The 21,088-nt window shown below is 70.7% G+C and carries 19 protein-coding genes and 3 tRNA genes; 6 read left to right on the plus strand and 16 right to left on the minus strand.

What is annotated here, in order from left to right:
* Positions 1-12: 12 nt before the first annotated feature.
* From D457_RS0100410 to D457_RS0100480, 15 genes are all read right to left on the minus strand, one after another.
* Positions 13-441 (minus strand): MaoC family dehydratase, encoded by a 429-nt coding sequence (locus D457_RS0100410; RefSeq protein ID WP_017578663.1) that lies wholly within the window; start codon positions 439-441, stop codon positions 13-15.
* A 17-nt stretch (positions 442-458) separates the two neighbouring features.
* Positions 459-902: a MaoC family dehydratase N-terminal domain-containing protein gene (locus tag D457_RS0100415; protein WP_017578664.1), complete on the minus strand. Its 444-nt coding sequence runs from the start codon at positions 900-902 to the stop codon at positions 459-461.
* Between the two features lie 113 nt (positions 903-1,015).
* Entirely contained in the window at positions 1,016-1,180 is a 165-nt protein-coding gene (rpmG, locus tag D457_RS0100420) for a 50S ribosomal protein L33 (RefSeq protein ID WP_026116180.1), read from the minus strand.
* 101 nt (positions 1,181-1,281) lie between these two features.
* A tRNA-Met gene (locus D457_RS0100425) sits at positions 1,282-1,357 on the minus strand.
* A 102-nt stretch (positions 1,358-1,459) separates the two neighbouring features.
* Positions 1,460-1,535, minus strand: a tRNA-Thr gene (locus D457_RS0100430).
* A gap of 353 nt (positions 1,536-1,888) precedes the next feature.
* Positions 1,889-3,994 (minus strand): ATP-binding protein, encoded by a 2,106-nt coding sequence (locus tag D457_RS0100435; RefSeq protein WP_017578666.1) that lies wholly within the window; start codon positions 3,992-3,994, stop codon positions 1,889-1,891.
* A gap of 204 nt (positions 3,995-4,198) precedes the next feature.
* Positions 4,199-8,911 carry an SbcC/MukB-like Walker B domain-containing protein gene (locus tag D457_RS0100440; RefSeq protein WP_017578667.1) on the minus strand — a complete coding sequence of 1,571 codons (4,713 nt, stop codon included), beginning with the start codon at positions 8,909-8,911 and terminating at the stop codon, positions 4,199-4,201.
* Positions 8,865-10,253, minus strand: coding sequence for a TIGR02678 family protein (locus D457_RS0100445; RefSeq protein WP_017578668.1), 1,389 nt, complete (start codon positions 10,251-10,253; stop codon positions 8,865-8,867). The genes D457_RS0100440 and D457_RS0100445 overlap by 47 nt, the downstream gene beginning before the upstream one ends.
* Positions 10,253-11,368 (minus strand): DUF2397 family protein, encoded by a 1,116-nt coding sequence (locus D457_RS0100450; protein WP_026116181.1) that lies wholly within the window; start codon positions 11,366-11,368, stop codon positions 10,253-10,255. The genes D457_RS0100445 and D457_RS0100450 overlap by 1 nt, the downstream gene beginning before the upstream one ends.
* A gap of 197 nt (positions 11,369-11,565) precedes the next feature.
* Entirely contained in the window at positions 11,566-12,114 is a 549-nt protein-coding gene (locus D457_RS0100455; RefSeq protein WP_017578669.1) for a hypothetical protein, read from the minus strand.
* Between the two features lie 131 nt (positions 12,115-12,245).
* Positions 12,246-12,521: a hypothetical protein gene (locus tag D457_RS0100460; protein ID WP_017578670.1), complete on the minus strand. Its 276-nt coding sequence runs from the start codon at positions 12,519-12,521 to the stop codon at positions 12,246-12,248.
* 11 nt (positions 12,522-12,532) lie between these two features.
* Positions 12,533-12,778 (minus strand): hypothetical protein, encoded by a 246-nt coding sequence (locus D457_RS0100465; RefSeq protein WP_017578671.1) that lies wholly within the window; start codon positions 12,776-12,778, stop codon positions 12,533-12,535.
* Positions 12,779-12,790: 12 nt separating this feature from the next.
* Positions 12,791-13,036: a hypothetical protein gene (locus tag D457_RS0100470; RefSeq protein ID WP_017578672.1), complete on the minus strand. Its 246-nt coding sequence runs from the start codon at positions 13,034-13,036 to the stop codon at positions 12,791-12,793.
* 56 nt (positions 13,037-13,092) lie between these two features.
* Positions 13,093-13,338 (minus strand): hypothetical protein, encoded by a 246-nt coding sequence (locus tag D457_RS0100475; RefSeq protein WP_017578673.1) that lies wholly within the window; start codon positions 13,336-13,338, stop codon positions 13,093-13,095.
* Between the two features lie 393 nt (positions 13,339-13,731).
* Positions 13,732-13,813 (minus strand) — tRNA-Tyr (locus D457_RS0100480).
* Between the two features lie 222 nt (positions 13,814-14,035).
* Between D457_RS0100480 and D457_RS0100485 the strand changes: the two genes are divergently transcribed.
* The gene (locus D457_RS0100485; protein ID WP_017578674.1) at positions 14,036-14,533 is read left to right on the plus strand and encodes a YajQ family cyclic di-GMP-binding protein; all 498 of its coding nucleotides are present in this window, start codon (positions 14,036-14,038) and stop codon (positions 14,531-14,533) included.
* Between the two features lie 56 nt (positions 14,534-14,589).
* Here the strand turns inward: D457_RS0100485 and D457_RS0100490 are convergent, their stop codons facing one another.
* A complete protein-coding gene (locus D457_RS0100490) occupies positions 14,590-15,450 on the minus strand; it encodes a M48 family metalloprotease (protein WP_017578675.1) in 861 nt (286 codons plus the stop codon).
* Positions 15,451-15,923: 473 nt separating this feature from the next.
* Here D457_RS0100490 and D457_RS0100495 point away from each other — a divergent pair, with 473 nt between their 5' ends.
* The 5 genes from D457_RS0100495 (at position 15,924) to D457_RS0100515 (ending at position 21,029) form a co-directional block, all read left to right on the plus strand.
* Positions 15,924-17,774, plus strand: coding sequence for a 2-oxoacid:acceptor oxidoreductase subunit alpha (locus tag D457_RS0100495; protein WP_017578676.1), 1,851 nt, complete (start codon positions 15,924-15,926; stop codon positions 17,772-17,774).
* A complete protein-coding gene (locus D457_RS0100500) occupies positions 17,767-18,873 on the plus strand; it encodes a 2-oxoacid:ferredoxin oxidoreductase subunit beta (RefSeq protein ID WP_017578677.1) in 1,107 nt (368 codons plus the stop codon). Before D457_RS0100495 ends, D457_RS0100500 begins: the two co-directional genes overlap by 8 nt.
* A 143-nt stretch (positions 18,874-19,016) precedes the next feature.
* Positions 19,017-19,679: an NAD(P)H-binding protein gene (locus tag D457_RS0100505; protein ID WP_017578678.1), complete on the plus strand. Its 663-nt coding sequence runs from the start codon at positions 19,017-19,019 to the stop codon at positions 19,677-19,679.
* Between the two features lie 245 nt (positions 19,680-19,924).
* Positions 19,925-20,467: a hypothetical protein gene (locus tag D457_RS0100510; protein WP_026116182.1), complete on the plus strand. Its 543-nt coding sequence runs from the start codon at positions 19,925-19,927 to the stop codon at positions 20,465-20,467.
* A 349-nt stretch (positions 20,468-20,816) separates the two neighbouring features.
* Positions 20,817-21,029 (plus strand): hypothetical protein, encoded by a 213-nt coding sequence (locus tag D457_RS0100515; protein ID WP_017578679.1) that lies wholly within the window; start codon positions 20,817-20,819, stop codon positions 21,027-21,029.
* Positions 21,030-21,088: the final 59 nt, after the last annotated feature.

A 21,088-nucleotide genomic window follows, 5' to 3' on the forward strand; every position in this document is an offset into this window, starting at 1 on the left:
ATCGGCGCTGGGCTACTGCGGCAGGCGGACGACCACGGAGGCCTTGGCCAGGACCTTGGCGCCGCCGGATCGGGCAGTGAGCAGCACGGTGACGGTGCCGTCGTCGTGCTTGGCCTTGACCTTGCCAGCGACGGTGATCTCGGCGCCCTCGTCGTCGTCGGGCACGACCACGGGCGCGGAAAAGCGTACCGAGTAGTCGACGACGCTGCCGGGGTCCCCGGTCCAGTCCGTGACCACCCGGCCGGCCTCGGCCATAGTGAACATGCCGTGCGCGATCACGTTGGGCAGCCCGACGGACTTGGCGAAGCGCTCGTTCCAGTGGATGGGGTTGAAGTCACCCGAGGCGCCCGCGTAGCGGACCAGGTCCAGGCGGCGGACCGGGAAGGTCTGCTCGGGGATCTGGGTGCCGACCTCGACGTCGGAGTGGCTGATCCTGCTCATGTCGTCTTCCCCGCTTCCTAGGAACCCCGGACGACGAGCATCATGCCCGCCGTCACCACGTGCTCGCCGTCAGCCGCCTCGGCCACCGTCTCCATGGTGATGAGCTCGTTGCCACCCAACACCTTGATGTCGGTGATGCGAGTGACCGTGCTCAGGACGTCGCCGGCGCGCAGCGGTCGGCTGTACCTGAAGCTCTGGTCGCCGTGGACGACGCGGGAGAAGTCCACCCCGAGGTCCGGATCGGCCAGGGCCAACGCGGAACCAGCCATGCCGAGGATCACCGGGAAGGTCGGCGGGGCGATGACGTCCGCGTACCCGAGGGCCTTGGCGGAGGCCTTGTCCAGGTAGACGGGGTTGAGGTCGTTGATCGCCTCGGCGAACTCGCGGATCTTGCCGCGGGTCACCTCGTAGGCCTCGGGGGCGGGATACTCCCGGCCGAGGTAGTCAGGGTTGATCGCCACGCTCTGCCTCTCCTGGTCCTGAACAAAAAAAGCCCGGTGAGCGATGTGCTCACCGGGCTGGAGTCTACGAGAAGTAGACCGATCCCTGCCTGGGACGAACGACCTGCGATGACCTAGCGGGTCTCGCGGTGGTCGTTGTGCTTGCGGCAGTTCGGGCAGAACTTCTTGACCGTCAGACGGTCAGGGGTGTTCCGACGGTTCTTGCGCGTGATGTAGTTCCGGTGATTGCACTCCTGGCAGGCCAGGGTGATCTTCGGCCTCACGTCTGTGGCAGCCACTTCGGAGTGCCTTTCTCGCTGGAGACATTACCTAGGCGCAGTGGAACACTGCTTTACACCCACGACGACCCCTGAGTGATGTTTCTCAGGGGTCAGCGGGTTGGTAGCGGGGGCCGGACTTGAACCGACGACACAGCGATTATGAGCCGCTTGCTCTACCGACTGAGCTACCCCGCCCCGATCAGAACGGAAGGACATCCTATCGCGGATGTCCCCCGGTCAAGGCCGGCAAAGTTTCACCGGCCACCCACCTGAGTGGACCGGAACCTCATCAAGTGGTGGAGCCCCTTTACGGAATCGAACCGTAGACCTTCTCCTTACCATGGAGACGCTCTGCCGACTGAGCTAAAGGGGCGCGCTGTGAGGCTTTCTCTCGTCCGCCTCGGGGGTGTTGCCCCCTTGCGCTGAACATGACTATACAGGGATCAGGGGGTGGTCTGCCAAATCGAATGCCCGACGCCACTCCGAGGCCCCTTCGGCACCCCTGATGGGCCACTCCCCCGCACCCCTCCGGACACACGAAAACCCCGCTGTCAGCGGGGTTTCGCGCTCTCGGGGCCGCTCCAGCCAGGCCCCGGAACGAGACCGAATGTGACGCCGTGCACTCCTCGAAAAGCGCCCGGGAGGAGACCGCCGGGCCCAGGGTCCTCCAGGAAGCCCCAGGCGAACCCAGGCGGCCCCAGGCGGCCCGGGAATGCCCAGGAGAGCTCAGGGGGTCCCTTCGGCCAGCCAGACGTTGGACATCGCGTCACGGTTGATCGTGCGGATGTCCGCGGGCAGTCCCAGCCGGCGCAAGGCGTCCGACAGACGGGTGTCGTGGGTGAACACGATCAGCTGCCGGTGCCGCCCCACCTCCGCCAGAACCGCGGCCAGCCCTTCGACCGTCTCGGTGTCCATCGCCTGGACCGGGTCGTCCAGCAGCAGGAAGCCGAACGGGTTGCCTTCCACCAGCGCGCGCGGCAGGCAGATGGACAGCGCCAGCGCCTGGAACTCGCCCTGGCTAAGCAGCCCGGGGGCGCTGGTCTGGTCGTCCACGCCGTCCACGGCCACGTCCACCTCGACCCTCCGGCGGGCGCCGCGGCCGATCAGCCGCATGCCCTGGAGGTCGATGTGCCGTTCCTGGCGCAGCCGGAACCACACCTGCTCGGCCTGGGAGGCCACCGGCCCCAACCGCTCCGCCCGAACCCCGCGCGCGTGCTCGGTGAGCCAGTTCAGGGCCGCCTCGGCGGCGCCCAGGGTCTCGCTGGCAGCCACGGCCTCCTGTGCGTCGTCCAACCACCCGGAGAGGCGGTCGGCGAGCTCTCCCCAGCCGTCGGTGGGGTCCTCCAGGCGTTCGGAGGCGTCCCGCCGGGCGCTGACCGCCGCGGCCCGGAGCTTGCGACCCACCGACTCGATGTGCTCGGCGAGCTCGCCGAGGTCCTCGATGGTCGTGCCGGACTCCCAGAGCGCCCACACCTGGCCTAGCTCGCTCTCCGGCGGCAGCCAGGACGGTGCCGGGGAGAGCAGGAAGCGGGCCTGGTCGCGGGCGGCCTGGGCGCGGTCGTAGGCGGCCGAGGCGGTGGCCGCCTGGGGCCGCAGCGCGCGCAGCTGCGCGTTGGCCCGGCGCACCCAGTCGGCACCGAGCGCCCCGGTGGTCGAACAGGTGGGGCAGGTGGTCTCGGTGGGGTGGCGCTTGTGGTGCTCCAGCGCTTGTTCGAGGAGCTGGACCACCCCGTGCGCGTGGTCGCCCTTGCTCCCGGCGGCCATCGCCAGTTCCATGGCTGCGCCGCGCAACTCGTTGACGACATCGGCGATGAGCGTGCGCTCGGGGACGGCCAGGCGGCGCAGTCGGCGCAGCACCACGTGGAGGGCGGGGTCGCTGGGACCGTCGTCGGCGGCCACCCGGCGCAGCGCCTCCAGGTCCATGGAGGGCGCGGAGAGGAGGTTCACGGCCTGGACGGCCCGGGGGTCGCCGGAGGCGCTGAGCACGTCCAGGAGGGTGCGGAGCTCGCGGGAGGGGCGGTCGCGGCGTCGGACCAGGCCGTCGCAGACCTTGGCCAGACGGCGTTCGGCCTCGGCCAGCCCGGTGAGCCCGAGCAGGGCGGTGAGCGTGTCGTAGAGCTCGGCGGCGCGGCCGGTGACCGTGCGGCCGAGTTCGTCGTAGGACAGGAAGGGCCGGTAGCGGACGAGGTTCTCGCCCCAGTCGAGAGTGCGCAGCGGGGACACCTCGCCGCCGGGGTGCACCACCTCGCCGCGGGCCGAGCGGACGCTCTCGCCGGTCCAGCGGCGGCTGATCCGGGTGGGTCCGCTGTCCCCGGCGATGTGGATGTCCACGGTCGCCTCGGTGCGCTCGTCGTAGTGCAGGTTGCGCCAGCCGTCGCGCCAACCGGTGGGCATGGCGTCCCAACGGGGGTTGCGACCGGTCAGGGCGGCCTCGGCGGCCTCGGCGAAGCTGGACTTTCCGGAGCCGTTGCGGCCCACGATCACGGTCAGGCCGGGCCCGGGGGAAAAGGTGAGGTCGGCCGGGCGGCCGATGCCGCGGAAACCCTGGACGCGGATGCCGGTGAGGTAGGCGCGGCGCACCCGCCCGGGCGGGGGTCCTGGCGGCCCTGAGGGAAGGATCTCGGGGAGGTGCTCGCCCCGCAGGAGGGCCTCCAGCGCCTCCTCTCCCCACAGGGCGGCGCTGACCCAGATCCGGACCCCCTCGGGCAGCCCCGAGCGCGCCAAGGCATCGAGGAGGGCCTTAGTGGTGGGGTCGTCGGCCTGGGGCGCGCCCTCGTGGCCGTCCCGTCCTGCGCGTGTGTCCGCCTCGGGTCCCCGAGTCACCTTCGCCACCCCGCTCCGTTCTCGAACCTGCACCAGCAGAGTAGGACAGGACGGGAGGAAGCGCGCTGGTGATGCGGATACCGGAACGCACCCGAAACCCGTTCCACCTCGGCGGAACTGCGGGTTTCCCACTGCCCCGGGGTGACCCAGGACACTCGGGTCCAGGACGCCCCACCCCCGGAAACCCGGCGGTCCCCTCCGCTCCACCACCGGTCACACGCCGACGAGCCTCCTCCGACTGCCGTCCCAGGTGAAGTGCAGCGTGGCGATCCCCGGGACGTTCGGGTCGCGCAGGCACTCGTAGATGTTCAGGCTCGGCACGCTCGCGAAGCAGCCCCAGACGCGTTCGGACGTCAGGACGAAGTCCAGGTCGAGTTCGACCAGCAGCCCGAGCAGGCGCCCGTGGGTGGGTTCGTCGACCTTGGCGAAGGCGTCGTCCAACAGGATCAGGCGCGGCGCCCACGGCGCCCGCTGGGCCAGGGCGTCGAACTGCGCGGCGGCCGCGGCGAACAGCACCAGGTAGGCGACCACGCGCTGTTCGCCCTGGCTGAGGGCGGTTCGGTGGCCCAGGCGGCGCTCGTCCCCGGCCGAATCGGTGACGTACACGGTGAAGGTGAACCAGGACCGGTAGTCGAGGGCGGCGCGCAGCTGGGCGCCGCCGGTGGCGGTCGGGTCCAGGCGGCGGATCGCCTCGATGCAGCGGCGCAGGGCATCGCGCAGGCGCGTGGTCTGGACGCGGGTGCGCTCCTCGACCGGCGTGGCCAGCAGCGGTACGACCGCCTCGATGTCGGCCCCGGCATCGGGCGCCAGGCTCCAGTCCAGGCGCACGCCGAGCCCGGCGGAGGTGGTGACGTCCTTGAGGACGTCGTTCATGGTCGCGATGAGGGCCTGTGCCTCGTCGATCTGGCGGGACAGGTGTCCGGCGAGCTCGCCCAGCAGGTGGCGCTCGAAGGCCTCCTCCTCGGCGATAGCGACGGTCTCCTCGGCGCGGGTGACGGCCTCGGCGACGCGTTCGGCATAGGCGGTGACGTCGTGGGAGCCGTCCTCGTCGTGCACGGTGAGGCGCTTGACACCGCGCGGCTCGGTGAGTTCGGTGCGGGTCTGGGCCCAGCCTGCCGAGCCGAGCAGGCGGTGCAGCTCCTCGCGGCTGCCGAGGATGGTGCTGTCGTCGACGTCGGCGACGTCCTCCTGCGCGGTCAGGCCCTCCTCCAGTTGGCCCACGAAGGAGGCCAGCAGGGCCAGGCGCTCGTCCGGTCCGGCGGGCTCGGCCGCTCCGGTCTCAGCGTCCGGGCGGCCGTTGACCGCCTCCAGGTAGCGGGCCAGCGGCGCCTCGTCCGCGGCGCAGTCCCGCAGCCCGGCGGCGCTGAGCAGGACGGCGTCGGGGACGGTGTCCTCGGTCCCGGTGACGGCCTTGCTGTCGGGGTCGCCGACGGTGGTGACCGACTGGACCAGGGTCTCCCCCACCGCGAGGGTGCGGCGGACCTGTTCGGCGCGTTCGGCGGTGGCGACCTCCAGGCGGGCCTCGGCGCTGACGCGCTCGTCGCGGGCGCGCTGGGCGTCGCGTTCGAGTTCGGGCAGGCGTTGGGCGGCTTCCTCCGCGCGTTCCCGGACCTGGGCGCGGGCGGCGTCGATCTGTTCGGAGGCCACACCGCGGGCGCGGTCGCCGAGCTCGAACTGGCGGCGCACGGTGATCATGTCGTCGATCGCGGCGGCGCGGGCGTCCTCGGCCAGAACTCGGGCGGCGCGGGCGCGGGACCAGGCTGCGGCGTGGCGTTCGTGGTCGGCGAGTTCCCAGGCGAGGACGTCGAGGTCGCGCAGGGCCGCGGCGATCAGGACGCGCAGGTGGTCCAGGGCGCGCAGGGCGCTGTCGAGTTCGGCTCGGGTAGTGGGCAGGTCCTGCTCCCCAGCGGCGTCGGCCAGGCGGGTGCGGATGCCGAGGAGTTCGGACCGCGCGGACTCGGCGGCGGACTGGGCGGTGTCGTGCGCGCGGCGGGCCGCGGCGACGTCGGCCCGGGCGACGTCGAGGATGGCCCAGGCACGGATGAGCGGGGCGGGGTCGGGGAGGTCGCGAGAGACCTCCAGCAGCTCGGAGTAGGAGTGCTCGACCGCCCAGCGGCGTTCCCCGGCCTCGGCCAGAAGCGCCTCGGCGATGGCCATGCGGCGGTCGGTGTTGGCGGACTGGCGATCGCGGGCGCGTTTGCGGGCGGCCTCGCCGATGTACTCGGGTTCGCTCTTGTAGTGGGCGCCGGAGGCCACGCCCAGGCGCCAGCCGCCGGAGAGCGACATGGAGCTGACAGTGGCCACCGAGCTGTCGCGACGGTGTTTGGCGTCGGTGTCCTCGGCGCTGTCAGGGGCCTCCGAGCGCAGGGCGATGGAGGAGAGCAGGGCGCGGAGGTTGTCGTTCTGCACGCCGCGGTCGGGGATGGCCACGGGGACGAGCACGTCGAGGAGGGTACGGCCCTTGGCCGGGCGGGCCGGGGTGACCATGAGGTCGCGCGTGTTGGGGTCGTAGAGGGTGCCATCGGCACGGATCCATCCGGAGAGCAGGCCGCTGGCCTCCAGCGCCGCTTCCAGCCCGGCCTGTTCGCGGGAGGTGAGGCCGTCGGCGAAGTCCACTGCCAGGTGGAAGGGGACGCCGTCGCCGTCCGGGCGCGGGTAGGTGGCCCAGCCGGGGCGCTCGGGGACGCTGTCGGGGTTCTTGGCACGGCGGGCGGCGAGGTCGGCGAGTTCGTCGGAGAGCTGGCCCTCCTCGTTGACGGCGACGTCGCGGCGGGCGCGCAGTTCTTCGAGGAGGGGGTCGACGGCGGTGTGGGCGAGGCGGGCGACGGTGGCCGGGACCTCGGGATCCAGCACGCGCAGGGCTTCGGTGATGGGCAGTTCGACGCTGCCCTCCAGCTCGTGGATGGCCTCGCCGAGGGCGTGGGCGTGGCTGGAGTCGCGCAGGCCCGCCACCCAGGTGCGGACGCCGTCGGCGTAGGCGGCGCTTTCGGCGCGCAGGGCAGCGATGGCCTCCTGTTCGCGGGTGTGGGTGTGCTCCAAGGTGGCCTCGGCGCTCTCGGCCTCGCTGGTCAGGGCGACCAGGCGGCGGTCGGCGGCGGCCTCGGCGGTGGTCAGGCCGGTGAGCCGGGCGGCGAGATCGGTGCGGTCGGCCGCTGCGTTGGCGGCGTTGGTGAGGCGGTCGTGCAGGCGTCCGAGGTGTTCACGCAGGTTGGCGAGGTCGATGCCGTGGACCGGGGCGCGCTCCACTGCCTGTTCGAGGCCTTGGAGGTCGACCCGGGTGGTGTTCTCCCGGGGCGCGTGCACGGTGGTGCGGGCGTCGGGGATCTGGCCGAGCGCCTGGGGGGCGAGTCCGGCGGCGGTGGCGGCGCGGGAGGCCTCCAGGTGGGTCTGGCGCAGGACTTCGAGGGCGCGCTCGATGGCGGCGGTGTCCTCGGCCAGGCGCTCCACCGCGTGGGTCTCGGTGGTGGCGGCGTGTTCGGCGGCGGCCCAGGCTGCCTCGGCGGCGCGGATGTAGGCGCCGACGGCGGCGTCGTAGGCGCGGCGTTCGTTGGTGGTGGCCGTGGCGGCGTTGCTCTGGGCGGCGGCGAGGGTGCCGTCGTCGGCCTCGGCGGTGTCGCGGGTGCGGCGGGCCTGGTCGCGTTCCTCGGCGATCTGGCTTTCGGCGGTGATGAGCTCGTCCAGCTCGGCGCGCAGGCGGTCGGTCTCCTCGGTGCGGCGGGTGCACGAGTCAAGCTGTTCGCGGACCTCGGCGGAGCGGGCGCGCAGGACGTGCAGGAGGTAGCCGTGGTAGTCGGTGAGGAAGGCGCTGACCCCGGCACCGGCCTCGGTGAGCTGGTTCTTATCGGTGCGGGCCTGTTCGAGGTCGGCGATGTTGCGGGCGACCGCGTCCAGGACGGACTCGTCCATAGGCGGGAGGGCCTCGGACAGGACGCCGACCAGCTCGCCCGCCTCAAGGCGGTCGCCGATGGTGGGGCGGCGCAGGCGGTAGAGCAGGTGGATGAGGTTGCGGTAGCGGACGGAGTCGTCGATGCCGAACAGGTCGCGCATCACCCGGGCACGGTAGGGGACGGCGCTGGTGAAGCAGTTGTCGGCGCCGATCTCCGAGCGGAGCCGGTCCACGGGTTTGGGTCGGCCGTCGATGACGAGTTCGAGGTCGTGGCCGACGCGGCGGTCGGTCACGAAGAACACGCAGCGGGGGTCGGCGTCGCCCACGGCCATGACGGCCGCGCCGAGGGTGAGGTGCCGGGGCTGGGCACCGGGGGCGAGCTCTTCTTCCCGGGTCTCCGTGTTTTCCGGGGACTCGGGCGCGGGAGCGGAGGCGGCGAGCAGCGCGGAGGCGGTGTTGGGGCCGGTGGGGGTGCGGTGGGCCGGGGCCGCGGAGTCGAGGCCGCGGTCGCCGCGGGCGGTGGTGAACTCGACCCACAGGTAGCCCAGGCGGGTGCCGGGCCCGGAGCCGGCCGGACCGTCGGAGTCCGTCGCGCTGCCGGAGTCACCGGAGCCACCAGGGACACCGGCGGCGCCCGTGGCGTTGGCGGTCGCGTCCTGGCCAGCCCCCTGCCCGGCCTCGGGTGCGGGCTCCGCTTCGGCGGGTCCGCCCAGCAGGTCGGGGCCGGTGCCCTCCTCGACGGGGCGCGCGGCACGGGGGTCGTCGGCCATGAGCCAGCGCAGGCTGGTGCGATTGGTGCCGGTGGTGTCCAGGCGTCGCATGTCCCCGTCCAGCAGGAAGGGGAGCAGCATCTCCAGCGCCTTGGACTTGCCCGCGCCGTTGCGGCCGCGCAGCAGCAGCCGCCCCTCGGCGAAGTCCAGGACGTGGTCGTCGTACTGCCAGACGTTCCGGATGCCCGCGCGTTCGAGGCGGTAACGGGGGGTGTCGGCAGGGTCAGCCGGAGTTGTTCCGGGGGCCTCGATCGTCTCCTGTGTCACCACTGGTCGCGCTCACCTTCTCGTTCGCCACCGCTTGCAGCACGGACGCCACCCGGTCGAGGTCGCCGCGGGGGTCGGCCTGGGGAGCGGCCCCGCCCTCGGTTTCGTCCTGACCGGATCCACGCGGTTGTGTGGGGTGTGTCCGGCTGTCTTCGTCATTGTCCTGGATCCGGGGGACGCGCTCGTCCACGTCGGCGCCGAACCTGGCCGCCGCGGCGGTGAGCTCCCACGCTCCGGGGCCGCCCGTGAGCAGGCCCAGACCGGTGAGGAGCTCCAGCACGAGCGCGGACAGCCGCTCCGGGTCGGGGATCTCGGGGCCCGCGGTGCGCGCCCAATCGGCCCGGACCGAGGCATCCGATCCGCCCAGGATCTCCAGTGCCATAGTCAGTTCCCGGTCGGGAACGGGGACGGAGGTGGCGGGGCGACCGGGGTGCAGGCGGCCGGAGAGGTGCCGGACCAGGGCCAGGGCCGTGTGTCCGACGGGGTCGTCCGAGGGGAAGCGCGGGGTCGCCGCGGCCTCGTCCGGCATGACGAGCGCCACACCCTCGGCGCGGATCTCGGTATCGCAGCCGAGTAGGTTCCCGAGCGCCGCGGCGGCCCGCCACTGGTGGGCGGCGAGGCGGTCGCGCTGGCGGTCGGAGAGGTGTTCGCGGTAGACGACGGCGGTTTCGGCGAGCAGGCGGCGCAGGGCGACCTCGCCCGCCTGGTCGCTCTCCGGATCCGGGTCGGCGGCGTCGGCGAGGAAGGAATCCGGGGTGTCGCCCGCCTTGGGCAGGTGCGCGGCGACCGAACGCAGGGCCTCGGTGTCCGGGGTGAGTGAGACGTCGGCGGCGGGATCGGCCTGGTGGGCGCGCACGGTTCCGGAGGTCTCGGTGAGCACGCCGAGACCGACCAGGCGCGACAGGGCGGCGCAGTAGGCGCGGCGTTCACCGAGGCCGCGCGCGGGGTCGGCGTCGATCCCGGCCTCACGTGCGGCGGAGCGGACCTTGGCGGCGAGGGTGCGGGCTGTGGTGGGACCGGTCCCCTCGACCAAGACCGCGAGCGCGAGCGCGAGGTAGGTGTGGGTACGCGGGGTGAAACGGGCTCCGGTGGCCCGGTCAGTGGGACTGACCACCTCGTCGACCAGACCGCGTTTGACTAGGCGGGCGTGGTCGTCGGCCACCGTGAGGCGGTAGCCGAGGACCCGCTGGAAGCGCTGGACGAGCCACTCGGCGTGTGCGCGCACGAGGGAGAACTCGACCGGATGGGTGCGCCGGGCGAGCAGGGGCCGAGACATGAGGGCGCGCGCGGCGGCCTGCCGCTCACCGATGAGGGCGGCGTCCTCCAAGTGGGTGTTCGTCTCCATTACCCCCACCTCCGTGTCCAGGGCGTGTGCGTCACGATGTCGATGGGACCGGTGGTCTCCACGTCGGGGTCCGATCCGGGGAGGGTACCGGTGGGTTCGGGTTCGGCGGCAGGGGCGTCGAAGTCAGAGTCGGTGGAGTCGGCGGAGCCGTCCTCGGGCCCCTCCCCGGACTCGTCCGCGGGGGTGTCCGTGAGAACGTCCGCGGGGGTGCCGCCGGGCCCGTCCAGCGGGTCGTCCGAGGGTGCGTCCAAGGGCGTGTCCGGAGACTCCGCGGGGGTCGCGGCGGGGGGTTCGGCAGCAGACTCGGCGGGAGGCTCGGCGAGGGGTTCAGGGCCGGTCACGGGCTCCGGTGATGCCGGAACCTCCGGGGGCTCGGCGGCCTCCGGGGGCTCGGCGGCCTCCGGGGGCTCGGCGGCCTCCGGGGGCTCCGAGAGGTCGGGATTCTCCGAAGGCCTGACCGGGGGCGTGGTGTCCACGGTGTGCTGCTCGTAGGAGGTCACCCGCAGGCGCAGCCCTTCCAGGGTCAGGTCCCCGCCCTCACCGCGGGCCGTGACCTCGGCCCCGGGTGCCGCGTAGACGTGCAGGCGCAGCCCGAACTCCAGGTCCCCGGCGGAGGTGGGGCGGCGGGAGGCATCACCGGAGCCCAGCGCGGCGGTGAGGAGCTCCATGAGCACCTCCATCCCGGCGCCGGACAGGTCCAGACGGGCGTGGTCCCCGGTGGGTTCGGTGAGCAGGGAGCGGATCTGCTCCGCACCGGCGCGGCGCCAGTGGGCGGAGGACTCCGCGGCGTCGCGCAGACGGGCCTGCTGGGCGCGGTGGTCGCGCACGGGTTCGGGGAGACGGGTGCCAGGGTGTTCGGTGACGGTGCTGCGATCGGGCTCGGCCCGCCACCAGCTGGTGGTCGCCGCGACGCTGTCGTCGACCCGTCCCTCCAGGTGGCGGGCGGGGTGGAGTGCGAAGGCGGCGCCGGCCAACGCGTCGGCCCGGTCCGGTTCAGCTTCCTCGAACCAGGTGGCCAGGCGCAGCAGAGCCGCGCGGCCGTGCCTTGGCACCGGCCGGTCGCCGGTGCCCTGTCCGTCGTCCGCGCTGTCGTCCGCCCGCTGGTTGAGTCCCACAACTCAGCAGACTAGAGACCTCCGGGGCTCGCCACGCCCGGTTCGGCCCCCTCGGACCCCGGAGAACTCGACCAACCGTCCGCCCTGACCAGCGATTTTGTGCATTTTCTGAACTTTGTAAGGATTCCGAGAAGACCGGGCGGAGGCGAAGCTCACGTTCGTCCCCGGGCCGACCGGTCCGACCCGGCCCCCGCCGGCTACTCCGCGGACACGGGCACGTTGAGCTGACCGTCGTCGGCCTGTTCCAGGGCCTCCCGCTGCTCCTCGGCCATGTCGTCGTCGTACTCGGTGACCGTGTACGTGGAGAAGTACCAGGTGCCGTCCACCTCCACCGGGTCCCCGAGTTCGATCTCCACGTCATAGGGATCGTCCTGGCAGCCCACGTCCATGCACCAGGTGCCCAGGACCTCGCCCTCGCCCCGGGCACGGTTCTCGTCCCACTCGTCCCACTCCATGTCGGAGAAGGTGGTGAACTGGGTGGCGACGTAGTCCGTCGGGCGCTGGTCGTCGAAGCCTTCCTCGTCGCCGTACAGGTTGAGGACGTGGACGTCACCGGCGTTGCCCCCGCCGTACTCGCTGCCGTCCTCCCCCGGGGTGTGCTCCACGTCCGGGGCGCCCGTCCCCTGGGCGCCTCCGCCGTACTCGCTGCCGTCCTCGTCGGGCTCCTCTGCCTGGCCGCAGGCCGAGACCGCCAGCGTCAGGGCCGCCCCGACCAGGAGGGTGTGGGTCAAGAGTGTGCGCTGCATGTCGCCTCCTCAGATTGCGACCATCATGGCCGCGGACAGCGGCAAGGCCCCTCGGCACACGCCGAGGGGCCTCGTACCCGCTCTGTTCCGTCACCGGAGTCCTGGGACTCCGTCAACCAACCACGCTGTGGTTAGTGGTAGCCGGGCTTCTCGCCCTTGTCGTGGCTGATGTTCGTGCCAGCCGGACCGTTGATGCAGTCACCGGTGGTCTGCGGCGACAGGATCGGCACGTTGGCGCCGACCAGGCCGACGGCCAGCTCGGTGTTGCACAGCTGAATCGGAACCAGCTGAAGGTTCTGATTGAACTGCTGGTCGCCACCGTGCGACGCGGAGGCCGGAGCGGCCGCGAGCATCGCGCCGAGCGCGACACCGGCGATCGCCGTGGCGGCGGTGAACTTGCGCAGCATCTGCGGCCCTCCTACTGGATGTTGGTGCTGACCGGGCCGTTGACGCAGTCGCCCGTGGTCTGCGGCGACAGGATCGGCACGTTGACACCGGCGAGCAGGCCGACGGCCAGCTCGGTGTTGCACAGCTGAATCGGAACCAGCTGGAGGTTCTGATTGAACTGCTGGTCGCCACCGTGGGAGGCGGACGCGGGAGCGGCCGCCAGAATGGCGCCCAGGGCGACACCGGCGATGGCGGTGGCAGCGGTGAACTTACGCATTCTGGGACTCTCCTACTGGATGTTGGTGCTGACGGGGCCGTTCACGCAGTCGCCCGTGGTCTGCGGCGACAGGACCGGCACGTTCACAGCGACCAGGCCGACGGCCGCGCTGGTGTTGCACAGCTGGACCGGGATGGCCTGGAGGTTCTGGTTGTACTGCTGGTCGCCGCCGTGCGAGGCGGAGGCCGGGGTGGCGGCCAGAATGGCAGAGAAAGCAGCACCAGCGACGAGGCCGGCAACACCGAGCTTACGCAGCATTGAATTACCCTTCGAAAAAGTTTGAGATATCGTCTCGGTTGAACTGATTGCCGGAACTAGCTGATGTTGGTGCCGACAGGGCCGTTCACGCAGTCGCCCGTGGTCTGCGGCGACAGGATCGGCACGGTGACGGCAACCAGGCCGACGCTGCCCGTCAGGTTGCAGGACTGCACCGGGACGAGCTGGAGGTTCTGGTTGAACTGCTGGTCACCGCCGTGCGAGGCGTGAGCGGGAGCTCCCATGAGGAGCGCGCCCATCGCGGCACCGGCGACCAGGCCAGCAGCGGTCAGCTTCTTGATCATGTTTCCCCCGGGAAATCAGCGAGGCATTGACAGAAAAAGACGCAGGCGCTTTTGCACCTGTGTCGCGGTGGACTGGTGCAATCATCATCCGGCCCTCAGTTTTTGTCAACGCCGAAACCCGGGAGGCAATTTGTCCAGATTGCCGGACGAATTCCTTTCGCCCAACAAAACAAATGGGACAATGCAATGATTTTTCCGCATGCCCGGAGCGCAACCCGCCCCTGAAAGATCACCCAGAGTGATCACACCGTGCTCGGAGCGTGACCCCCTCGCAACCGCCCGAATCACTTGACCCTCAGTGACACCTGCTACCCAGGGTGACTCCACCCTCGGGGCGGCCCCGGACACGACGAAGCCCCCGGCACCGTTGGTACCGGGGGCTTCGTTCCCCTGTGGCAGGTGAAGGATTCGAACCTTCGAAGGCTAAGCCGACGGATTTACAGTCCGCTCCCATTGGCCGCTCGGGCAACCTGCCTGGGCTGCTGCGACGCTGTGCGTCGCTGCGCATGAACGACAATAGCGGATGATGGCCCTGAACCTGAAATCGGTTTCGCGGGCGCGTCCCGGGTGGGCTCGTCCGGCGGGGGCCGGCTCGCCGCGGCTAAGCTCGGGATCCGGCCCGGACCGGGCCGAAGGAGACGTGCACGGGTGCCCCTGGGGCCCGTGAACCATCAGACGTAGCGGGGTGTGAGAGTACGTGGCCGCCGAATCCAGTTTCGACGTGGTGTCCAAGCTCGACCGGCAGGAGGTCGACAACGCGCTGAACCAGACGGGCAAGGAACTGTCCCAGCGGTTCGACTTCAAGGGCACCGGGACCACCATCGCCTGGCAGGGCGAGGACGGCATCGAGATCAAGAGCGGCTCCGAGGAGCGCGCCGCCGCCGCTCTGGACGTCTTCAAGGAGAAGCTGGTCAAGCGCAAGCTCTCCCTGAAGATCCTCGACGCGGCGGAGGAGGCGAAGATCTCCGGCAAGGAGTACCGTCTGCCGATCAGCCTCAAAGAGGGCATCTCCTCCGAGGACGCCAAGAAGATCTCCAAGCTCATCCGCGACGAGGGCCCCAAGGGCGTCAAGGCGCAGATCCAGGGCGAGGAGCTGCGGGTCAGCTCCAAGAAGAAGGACGATCTCCAGAGCGTCATGAACCTCATCAAGGAGAAGGACTTCGACCTGGCGCTGCAGTTCGTGAACTACCGGTAGCCACCCGGAACGCCGAACGGCCGCCCGCCCCGCCAGGGTCGGGCGGCCGTCGTGCTTCAGCCCAGGTCCCACTTGCGGCGCAGCGCGTGCAGACGGCGGATCCTCTCCTGGACCGGCGGGTGCGCGGAGAAGAGGCGCCCGATGGTGTCCGGGAACGGGTTGGTGGTCATCAGGTGCGAGGTGGCCAGCAGGATGCGTTCCCTGGGCAGCGGGTAGGCCCGGTTGCCGGTCTCCAGCTTGCGCAGCGCGTCGGCCAGGCCGATCGGGTCCCCGGTGAGCTCGGCCGCCTTCTCGTCGGCCCGGAACTCCCTGGCCCGGCCCACCCCGAAGTAGATGACCACCGCCGCCAGCGGGGCGAGTAAGGCCACCATCAGACCGCCCAGCAGGTTGGGCAGGTCCGTCTCCTCCGAGTCCCCCAGCGGGATCAGGAAGGAGATCGCGGTGAGCGCCGTGATGAGCGTGGTCAGCGTCGCCGCCACCGCGCTGATCAGGGTGTCGTTGGAGCGGATGTGCGCGAGTTCGTGCGCCAGGACCCCGCGTAGTTCGCGTTCGTCGAGGGTGCGCAGCAGACCGGTGGTGCAGCACAGGGCGGCCCGGCGCGGGGTGCTGCCGGTGGCGAAGGCGTTGGGCGAGCGCACCGGCGACAAGTAGAGCTTGGGCATCGGCTGCCGGGCGGCCGTGGCCAGTTCCCGCACGATCCGGTAGAGCTCGGGGCGTTCGATCTCGCTGACCGGCCGGGCCCGCATCGCGCGCAGAGCCAGGGAGTTCCCGAACAGGTAGACCAGGATCCCCGCGCAGACCACCAGCGCGGTGGAGAGCTGTGCGCCCTTCTCCGCGCCGCACAGCCAGCCGACCACCACGGCGAGCACCGCGGCCCCGACGAACAGTCCGACCGCGCGGATCGCGTTGACGTGCACGCGCTCTCCCTTCCGCTGTTCGCCGCTGCCCGGCATTTGATGCGTACATGGTGACAAACGTGCGGGTCGGCGTCTTGCGTTCCCCATGTGACCAGCTGTCGGTCACATCCCCCTTCCTGCCAGGATCCGGGAGCCTGTGACAAAGGCCACCCGGACCGCCCCCGAGTGCGGCCGACGACCTATAGTGCGAACGTGGCCCTTGTCACTCCGGGCACCGAAGATGCGGGAGAACCCCTCATCCAGGTGAGCGGAGGGCCGAGTCGTCGGAGGTTGGCAGCCGAGGCGACCCGGTCGCGGTTTCGTACCGTCGAACGCCGCGCTGGGTTGGCGCACCCAGGGCGAGTAGAGGGCCGTGTTGTCCGTATTGCCCTTGATCCAGACACCCGGCCCGTGACGGTGCCCGGTCGGGGGCAGACACCCGAGCGCCGCCGCCCGTCACGACCGGCGGCTCACCGAGGAGGTCGTCGATCTCAGTGGCCAAACAGATCGAACAGCTCGACCGGGTCATCATCCGGTTCGCCGGGGACTCCGGCGACGGGATGCAGTTGACCGGTGACCGTTTCACCCAGGAGACCGCGTCGTTCGGCAACGACCTGTCGACCCTGCCGAACTTCCCCGCCGAGATCCGCGCCCCCGCGGGCACCCTTCCCGGGGTCTCCAGCTTCCAGTTGCACTTCGCCGACCACGACATCATGACGCCGGGGGACGCCCCGGACGTGCTGGTCGCGATGAACCCCGCCGCGCTCAGGGCCAACCTCGGCGACCTGCCGCGGGGCGCCACGATTATCGTCAACACCGACGAGTTCACCAAGCGCAGCCTGGCCAAGGTCGGCTACACGGTCGACCCGCTCACCGACGGCACCCTGGACGCGTTCCACGTCAGCGCGGTGGGCCTCACCTCGATGACGGTGGCGGCCCTGGCCGACTCCGACATCTCCAAGAAGGACGCCCAGCGCGCGAAGAACATGTTCGCCCTGGGGCTGCTTTCCTGGATGTACAACCGGCCGACGGAGGGGACGACGTCGTTCCTGAAGTCCAAGTTCGCGAGCAAGCCGGACATCCTCGCCGCCAACCTCACGGCCTTCCAGGCCGGGTGGAACTTCGGTGAGACCACGGAGGACTTCGCGGTCTCCTACGAGATCAAACCCGCGAAGCTCCCGGCCGGCACCTACCGCAACATCACCGGGAACCTGGCCACCGCCTACGGGCTGATCGCCGGGTCCCAGCAGTCGGGACTGCCCCTGTTCCTGGGGTCGTACCCGATCACCCCGGCCTCGGACATCCTGCACGAGCTCTCCCGGCACAAGAGGTTCGGCGTGCGCACCTTCCAGGCCGAGGACGAGATCGCGGGGGTCGGCGCGGCCCTGGGCGCCTCGTTCGGCGGTTCGCTCGGGGTGACCACCACCTCGGGCCCGGGCATGGTGCTCAAGCAGGAGGCCGTGGGCCTGGCGGTGATGACCGAGCTCCCACTGGTCATCATCGACGTCCAGCGGGCCGGGCCCAGTACCGGCATGCCCACCAAGACCGAGCAGACGGACCTGCTGATGGCCCTCTACGGGCGCAATGGCGAGTCCCCGCTGCCGGTGGTGGCGCCGTCCTCCCCCGCGGACTGCTTCGACGCGGCGGTGGAGGCGACCCGGCTGGCGGTCAAGTACCGGACCCCGGTGATCATGCTCTCCGACGGGTACCTCGCCAACGGTTCGGAGCCCTGGCGGCTGCCGCAGGTGTCGGAGCTGCCGAAGATCGAGCCTGCGTTCGCCACCGAGCCCAACGGACCCGACGGCGAGTTCCTCCCCTACCTGCGCGACGAGGAGACGCTGGCCCGCCCCTGGGCGGTGCCGGGCACAGCAGGGCTGGAACACCGCATCGGCGGGATCGAGAAGCACGCCGAGAGCGGCGACATCTCGTACACGCCTGACAACCACGACCTGATGGTCCGCACCCGCCAGGCCAAGGTGGACGCCATCGCCCGGGACATCCCCGAGCTGGAGGTGTCCGACCCCACCGGGGACGCGAAGGTGCTCGTGCTGGGCTGGGGCGGAACCTACGGGTCCATCACCGCCGGGGTGCGCCGGGTGCGGCGCGCGGGCGGCCGCGTGGCCCAGGCGCACCTGCGCCACCTCAACCCCTTCCCCGCCAACCTCGGCGAGGTACTACGAAGCTACGACCGGGTCGTGGTCCCGGAGATCAACCTGGGCCAGCTGTCGCTCCTGCTGCGCGGCCGCTTCCTGGTGGACGTCATCGGTTACAACAAGGTCCGCGGACTGCCCTTCAAGGCCGAAGAGCTCGCGGACGTGCTGCAGGAGGTCATCGACCGTGACTGAGAACCTCGACGGGGCCTCGCACCAGAACGGGACCGCGGGACCGAACGGCACCGCGCGCGGCGAGGGACTGGCCGGGCTGCGGCTGGTGCCCAAGACCGACACCGAGTACAAGATGAAGGACTTCAAGTCCGACCAGGAGGTGCGCTGGTGCCCCGGGTGCGGTGACTACGCGATCCTGGCCGCCTTCCAGTCCTTCCTGCCGCAGCTGGGCGTGCCGCGCGAGAACATCGTGATGGTGTCCGGGATCGGCTGTTCCTCGCGGTTCCCGTACTACCTGAGCACCTACGGCGTGCACTCGATCCACGGGCGCGCCCCGGCGATCGCGACCGGGCTGGCGACCAGCCGTCCCGACCTCTCGGTGTGGGTCATCACCGGGGACGGCGACGGGCTGTCCATCGGCGGCAACCACCTGATCCACGCGCTGCGCCGCAACGTCAACATCAACGTGCTGCTGTTCAACAACCGCATCTACGGGCTGACCAAGGGCCAGTACTCCCCCACCTCCGAGGCCGGGAAGATCACCAAGTCCTCGCCGGTGGGTTCGCTGGACCACCCGTTCAACCCGGTGTCGCTGGCGTTGGGCGCGGAGGCGGGTTTCGTGGCGCGGACCGTGGACTCGGACCGCAAGCACCTGACCTCGGTGCTGCGGGCCGCGGCGGACCACCCCGGCGCTTCATTCGTGGAGATCTACCAGAACTGCCCGATCTTCAACGACGACGCCTTCGAGCCGTTGAAAGACCCGGCCGCGCGGGACCTGCGGCTGCTGCGGATGGAGCAGGGCGAGCCGCTGCGGCTGGGCCCGGACCGGGGTGTGGTCTCGGGCGAGTTCGGCGGTCTGGAGGTCGTGGACGTGGACTCGGTCGGCGAGGACCGGCTGATCCGGCACGACGCGCACCGCCAGGACCCGGGGTACGCGTTCGCGCTGTCCAGGCTGGATCAGCCTGCGTTCGAGCACGTACCGATCGGCGTGTTCCGGAACGTGCGGCGGCCCACCTACGACGACCTGCTGAACGAGCAGGTGGAGGACGCGCGGGCCGAGCGCGGCGACGGTGAGCTGGCGGCGCTGCTGGCCAGCGGGGACACCTGGACGGTCGACTGACCGGACACGGGCCCCTCGCGTAGTCCCCTCGGACGGCGTCGGGTATCCCCTCAGGTATTCCCCCGGGCGGCGTCGGGAAGTTCACCGGCGCCGCCCGGCTCTGTGCACACGAGAGCCGGGCCCCCAGGCAATACGCTTCCCCCATGCGTATCGTCATCGCCGGAGGACACGGGAAGATCGCGCTGCGGCTGGCCAGGCTTCTGGCCGCCCGCGGTGACCGGCCCGTCGCCCTCATCCGCAACCCCGACCACACCCAGGACGTCGTCGACGCCGGGGCCGAGCCGGTCGTCATCGACCTGGAGCAGGCCTCGGTCACCGAGCTGACCGAGAAGATCATGGGCGCGGACGCCGTGGTGTTCGCCGCCGGGGCCGGGCCGGGCAGCGGCACCGCCCGCAAGTCCACCGTGGACCACAAGGCCGCGTCCCTGACCGCCAACGCCGCCGCCCTGGCCGGGGTGCGCCGCCTGGTGCAGATCTCCGCGATCAACGTGGACCAGCCGGTGCCGGAGGGCACCGACGAGGTCTGGGCCGCCTACGTGGCGGCGAAGAAGGCCGCCGACGACGACCTCAAGGAACACGACCTCGACCTGGACTGGACCATCCTGCGTCCCGGGCGGCTGACCGACGAGGCCGGAACCGGCCAGGTGGACCTGGGCGAGGCCGTGGAGCGCCATGACGTGACCCGTGACGACGTGGCCGCGGTGATCGTCGCGCTTCTGGACGAACCAGGTACGGCCAAGAGGGTTCTCAACCTGGTGAACGGTAGGACACCCGTCCTCGAGGCCGTCCGCACCGTCGCCGGATAGGCGGTTCCGTACCGCGGGGCTCGGGGCTGCGGTCCTCGGAGGTCCCGGTCCTCTCGGGGGAGTCCCGGGAGGTCCTCGGCGGTTCCCGTCTTCCCTGGCGGTTCCGGCCCTCTGTGGCCAGATGCCCTCATAGAAGGCATGATGGTGGGCGGAGCCCGGCGGAATCCCGTCACGGTGGACGCGGACGACCGGGAACGGCCCCGACGGGTGAAGCAGCTCCGCAAAGCAGATGGGTACGGTTATTCATGAGCGTCACACAGGTCGTGAGGGACAGCACGGTCGTCGAGCACGCCAAGGTCGCCGCGCAGCAGAAGCGCCGGATGTTCATCATCCAGCTCGAGGTCAACGCCTACGACGAGGCCTCCAGCAAGCTGCGCCCGGGGCTGACCCGCATCCTCGAGGGCATCGAGGAGGCCGGGTGGCGCCTTGAGCTGATCACCCCGAGCGAGTCCGGCGAGTCCGCGGCCGCGCGGCTGTTCATCTTCCGCCCGGACACCGACTCCAGGAAGGAGCCGGAGCAGGCCGAGGCGCAGCAGCACGCCCCGCAGCAGGACCAGACCGGGCAGCAGCAGGCCCACCACCAGCAGCACCCCACGGGCGGCCAGCCGCAGCAGGACCCGTACGCGGGTTACGGCCAGCAGCCCGGCTACGGGCAGCAGCCGCAGCAGGGCTACCCCGGTTACGACCAGCAGCAGTACCCGGGCTACGGGCAGCAGCAGCCGGGATACGGCCAGCAGCCCGGCTATGGGCAGCAGTACCCGGGTTACGGACAGCAGCAGGGCTGGTAGCCGAACCCGCTTTTCCAGCAGAAGGGCCCGCACGGTGTGACCGTGCGGGCCCTTCTCTGTGTCCCCGATGTCCGACTTGTGCCCGCTTTCGTGTTCCCAAGACATGCGATGTCGGACAGTGCAGGATTCCGATGCATTCGCCAGGAGTCTTCTCTGGCCACGCTTTCGGTTGTGTAACGCGGACGTCCACAAAGCAGCGAAATAACGGTCATGTCGCCCCTGAAGCTGAAGAAACTCCAGGGAAACTCTGGATTCTTCCTCGAAACTACTTCGAGCACGGGCTTGGCTACGCTAAGTTAATTCCGGCGGCCGCAGCCAACCTGTTTTGCACTTCCGAAAGGTAACCACCATGACCCGTATCGCCAAGGTTTCCGGATTCGTCCTGGCCGCTGGCCTCGCCTTCGGTGCCCTGAGCGGGACCGCCGCGGCCGACAACAACGCCAAGGTTCAGAACATCACGATCCCGATCTGCGTGGACGTCCTCAAGGCCTCCGGCGTCAGCGCCAGCGGCTGCAACGTCGTCGACTGGGACTCCGCCACGGGTATCGCCGTCCACGACTAGTCGTCGCGACAGGTACCCGAGCCGTCGCGACACACCCCCGGGTCCTCGCGACACGCCTC

Source organism: Nocardiopsis valliformis DSM 45023, from assembly GCF_000340985.1.
Taxonomy (GTDB): Bacteria; Actinomycetota; Actinomycetes; order Streptosporangiales; family Streptosporangiaceae; genus Nocardiopsis; species Nocardiopsis exhalans.

Excerpts from the sequence above, each read along its gene's own strand:
- D457_RS0100455 (WP_017578669.1), bottom strand. The coding sequence starts at position 12,114 with ATGCAGCGCACACTCTTGACCCACACCCTCCTGGTCGGGGCGGCCCTG.
- D457_RS0100470 (WP_017578672.1), bottom strand. The coding sequence starts at position 13,036 with ATGCTGCGTAAGCTCGGTGTTGCCGGCCTCGTCGCTGGTGCTGCTTTC.
- D457_RS0100410 (WP_017578663.1), bottom strand. The coding sequence starts at position 441 with ATGAGCAGGATCAGCCACTCCGACGTCGAGGTCGGCACCCAGATCCCC.
- D457_RS0100515 (WP_017578679.1), top strand. The coding sequence starts at position 20,817 with ATGACCCGTATCGCCAAGGTTTCCGGATTCGTCCTGGCCGCTGGCCTC.
- D457_RS0100465 (WP_017578671.1), bottom strand. The coding sequence starts at position 12,778 with ATGCGTAAGTTCACCGCTGCCACCGCCATCGCCGGTGTCGCCCTGGGC.
- D457_RS0100475 (WP_017578673.1), bottom strand. The coding sequence starts at position 13,338 with ATGATCAAGAAGCTGACCGCTGCTGGCCTGGTCGCCGGTGCCGCGATG.
- D457_RS0100505 (WP_017578678.1), top strand. The coding sequence starts at position 19,017 with ATGCGTATCGTCATCGCCGGAGGACACGGGAAGATCGCGCTGCGGCTG.
- D457_RS0100445 (WP_017578668.1), bottom strand. The coding sequence starts at position 10,253 with ATGGAGACGAACACCCACTTGGAGGACGCCGCCCTCATCGGTGAGCGG.
- D457_RS0100510 (WP_026116182.1), top strand. The coding sequence starts at position 19,925 with ATGAGCGTCACACAGGTCGTGAGGGACAGCACGGTCGTCGAGCACGCC.
- D457_RS0100460 (WP_017578670.1), bottom strand. The coding sequence starts at position 12,521 with ATGCTGCGCAAGTTCACCGCCGCCACGGCGATCGCCGGTGTCGCGCTC.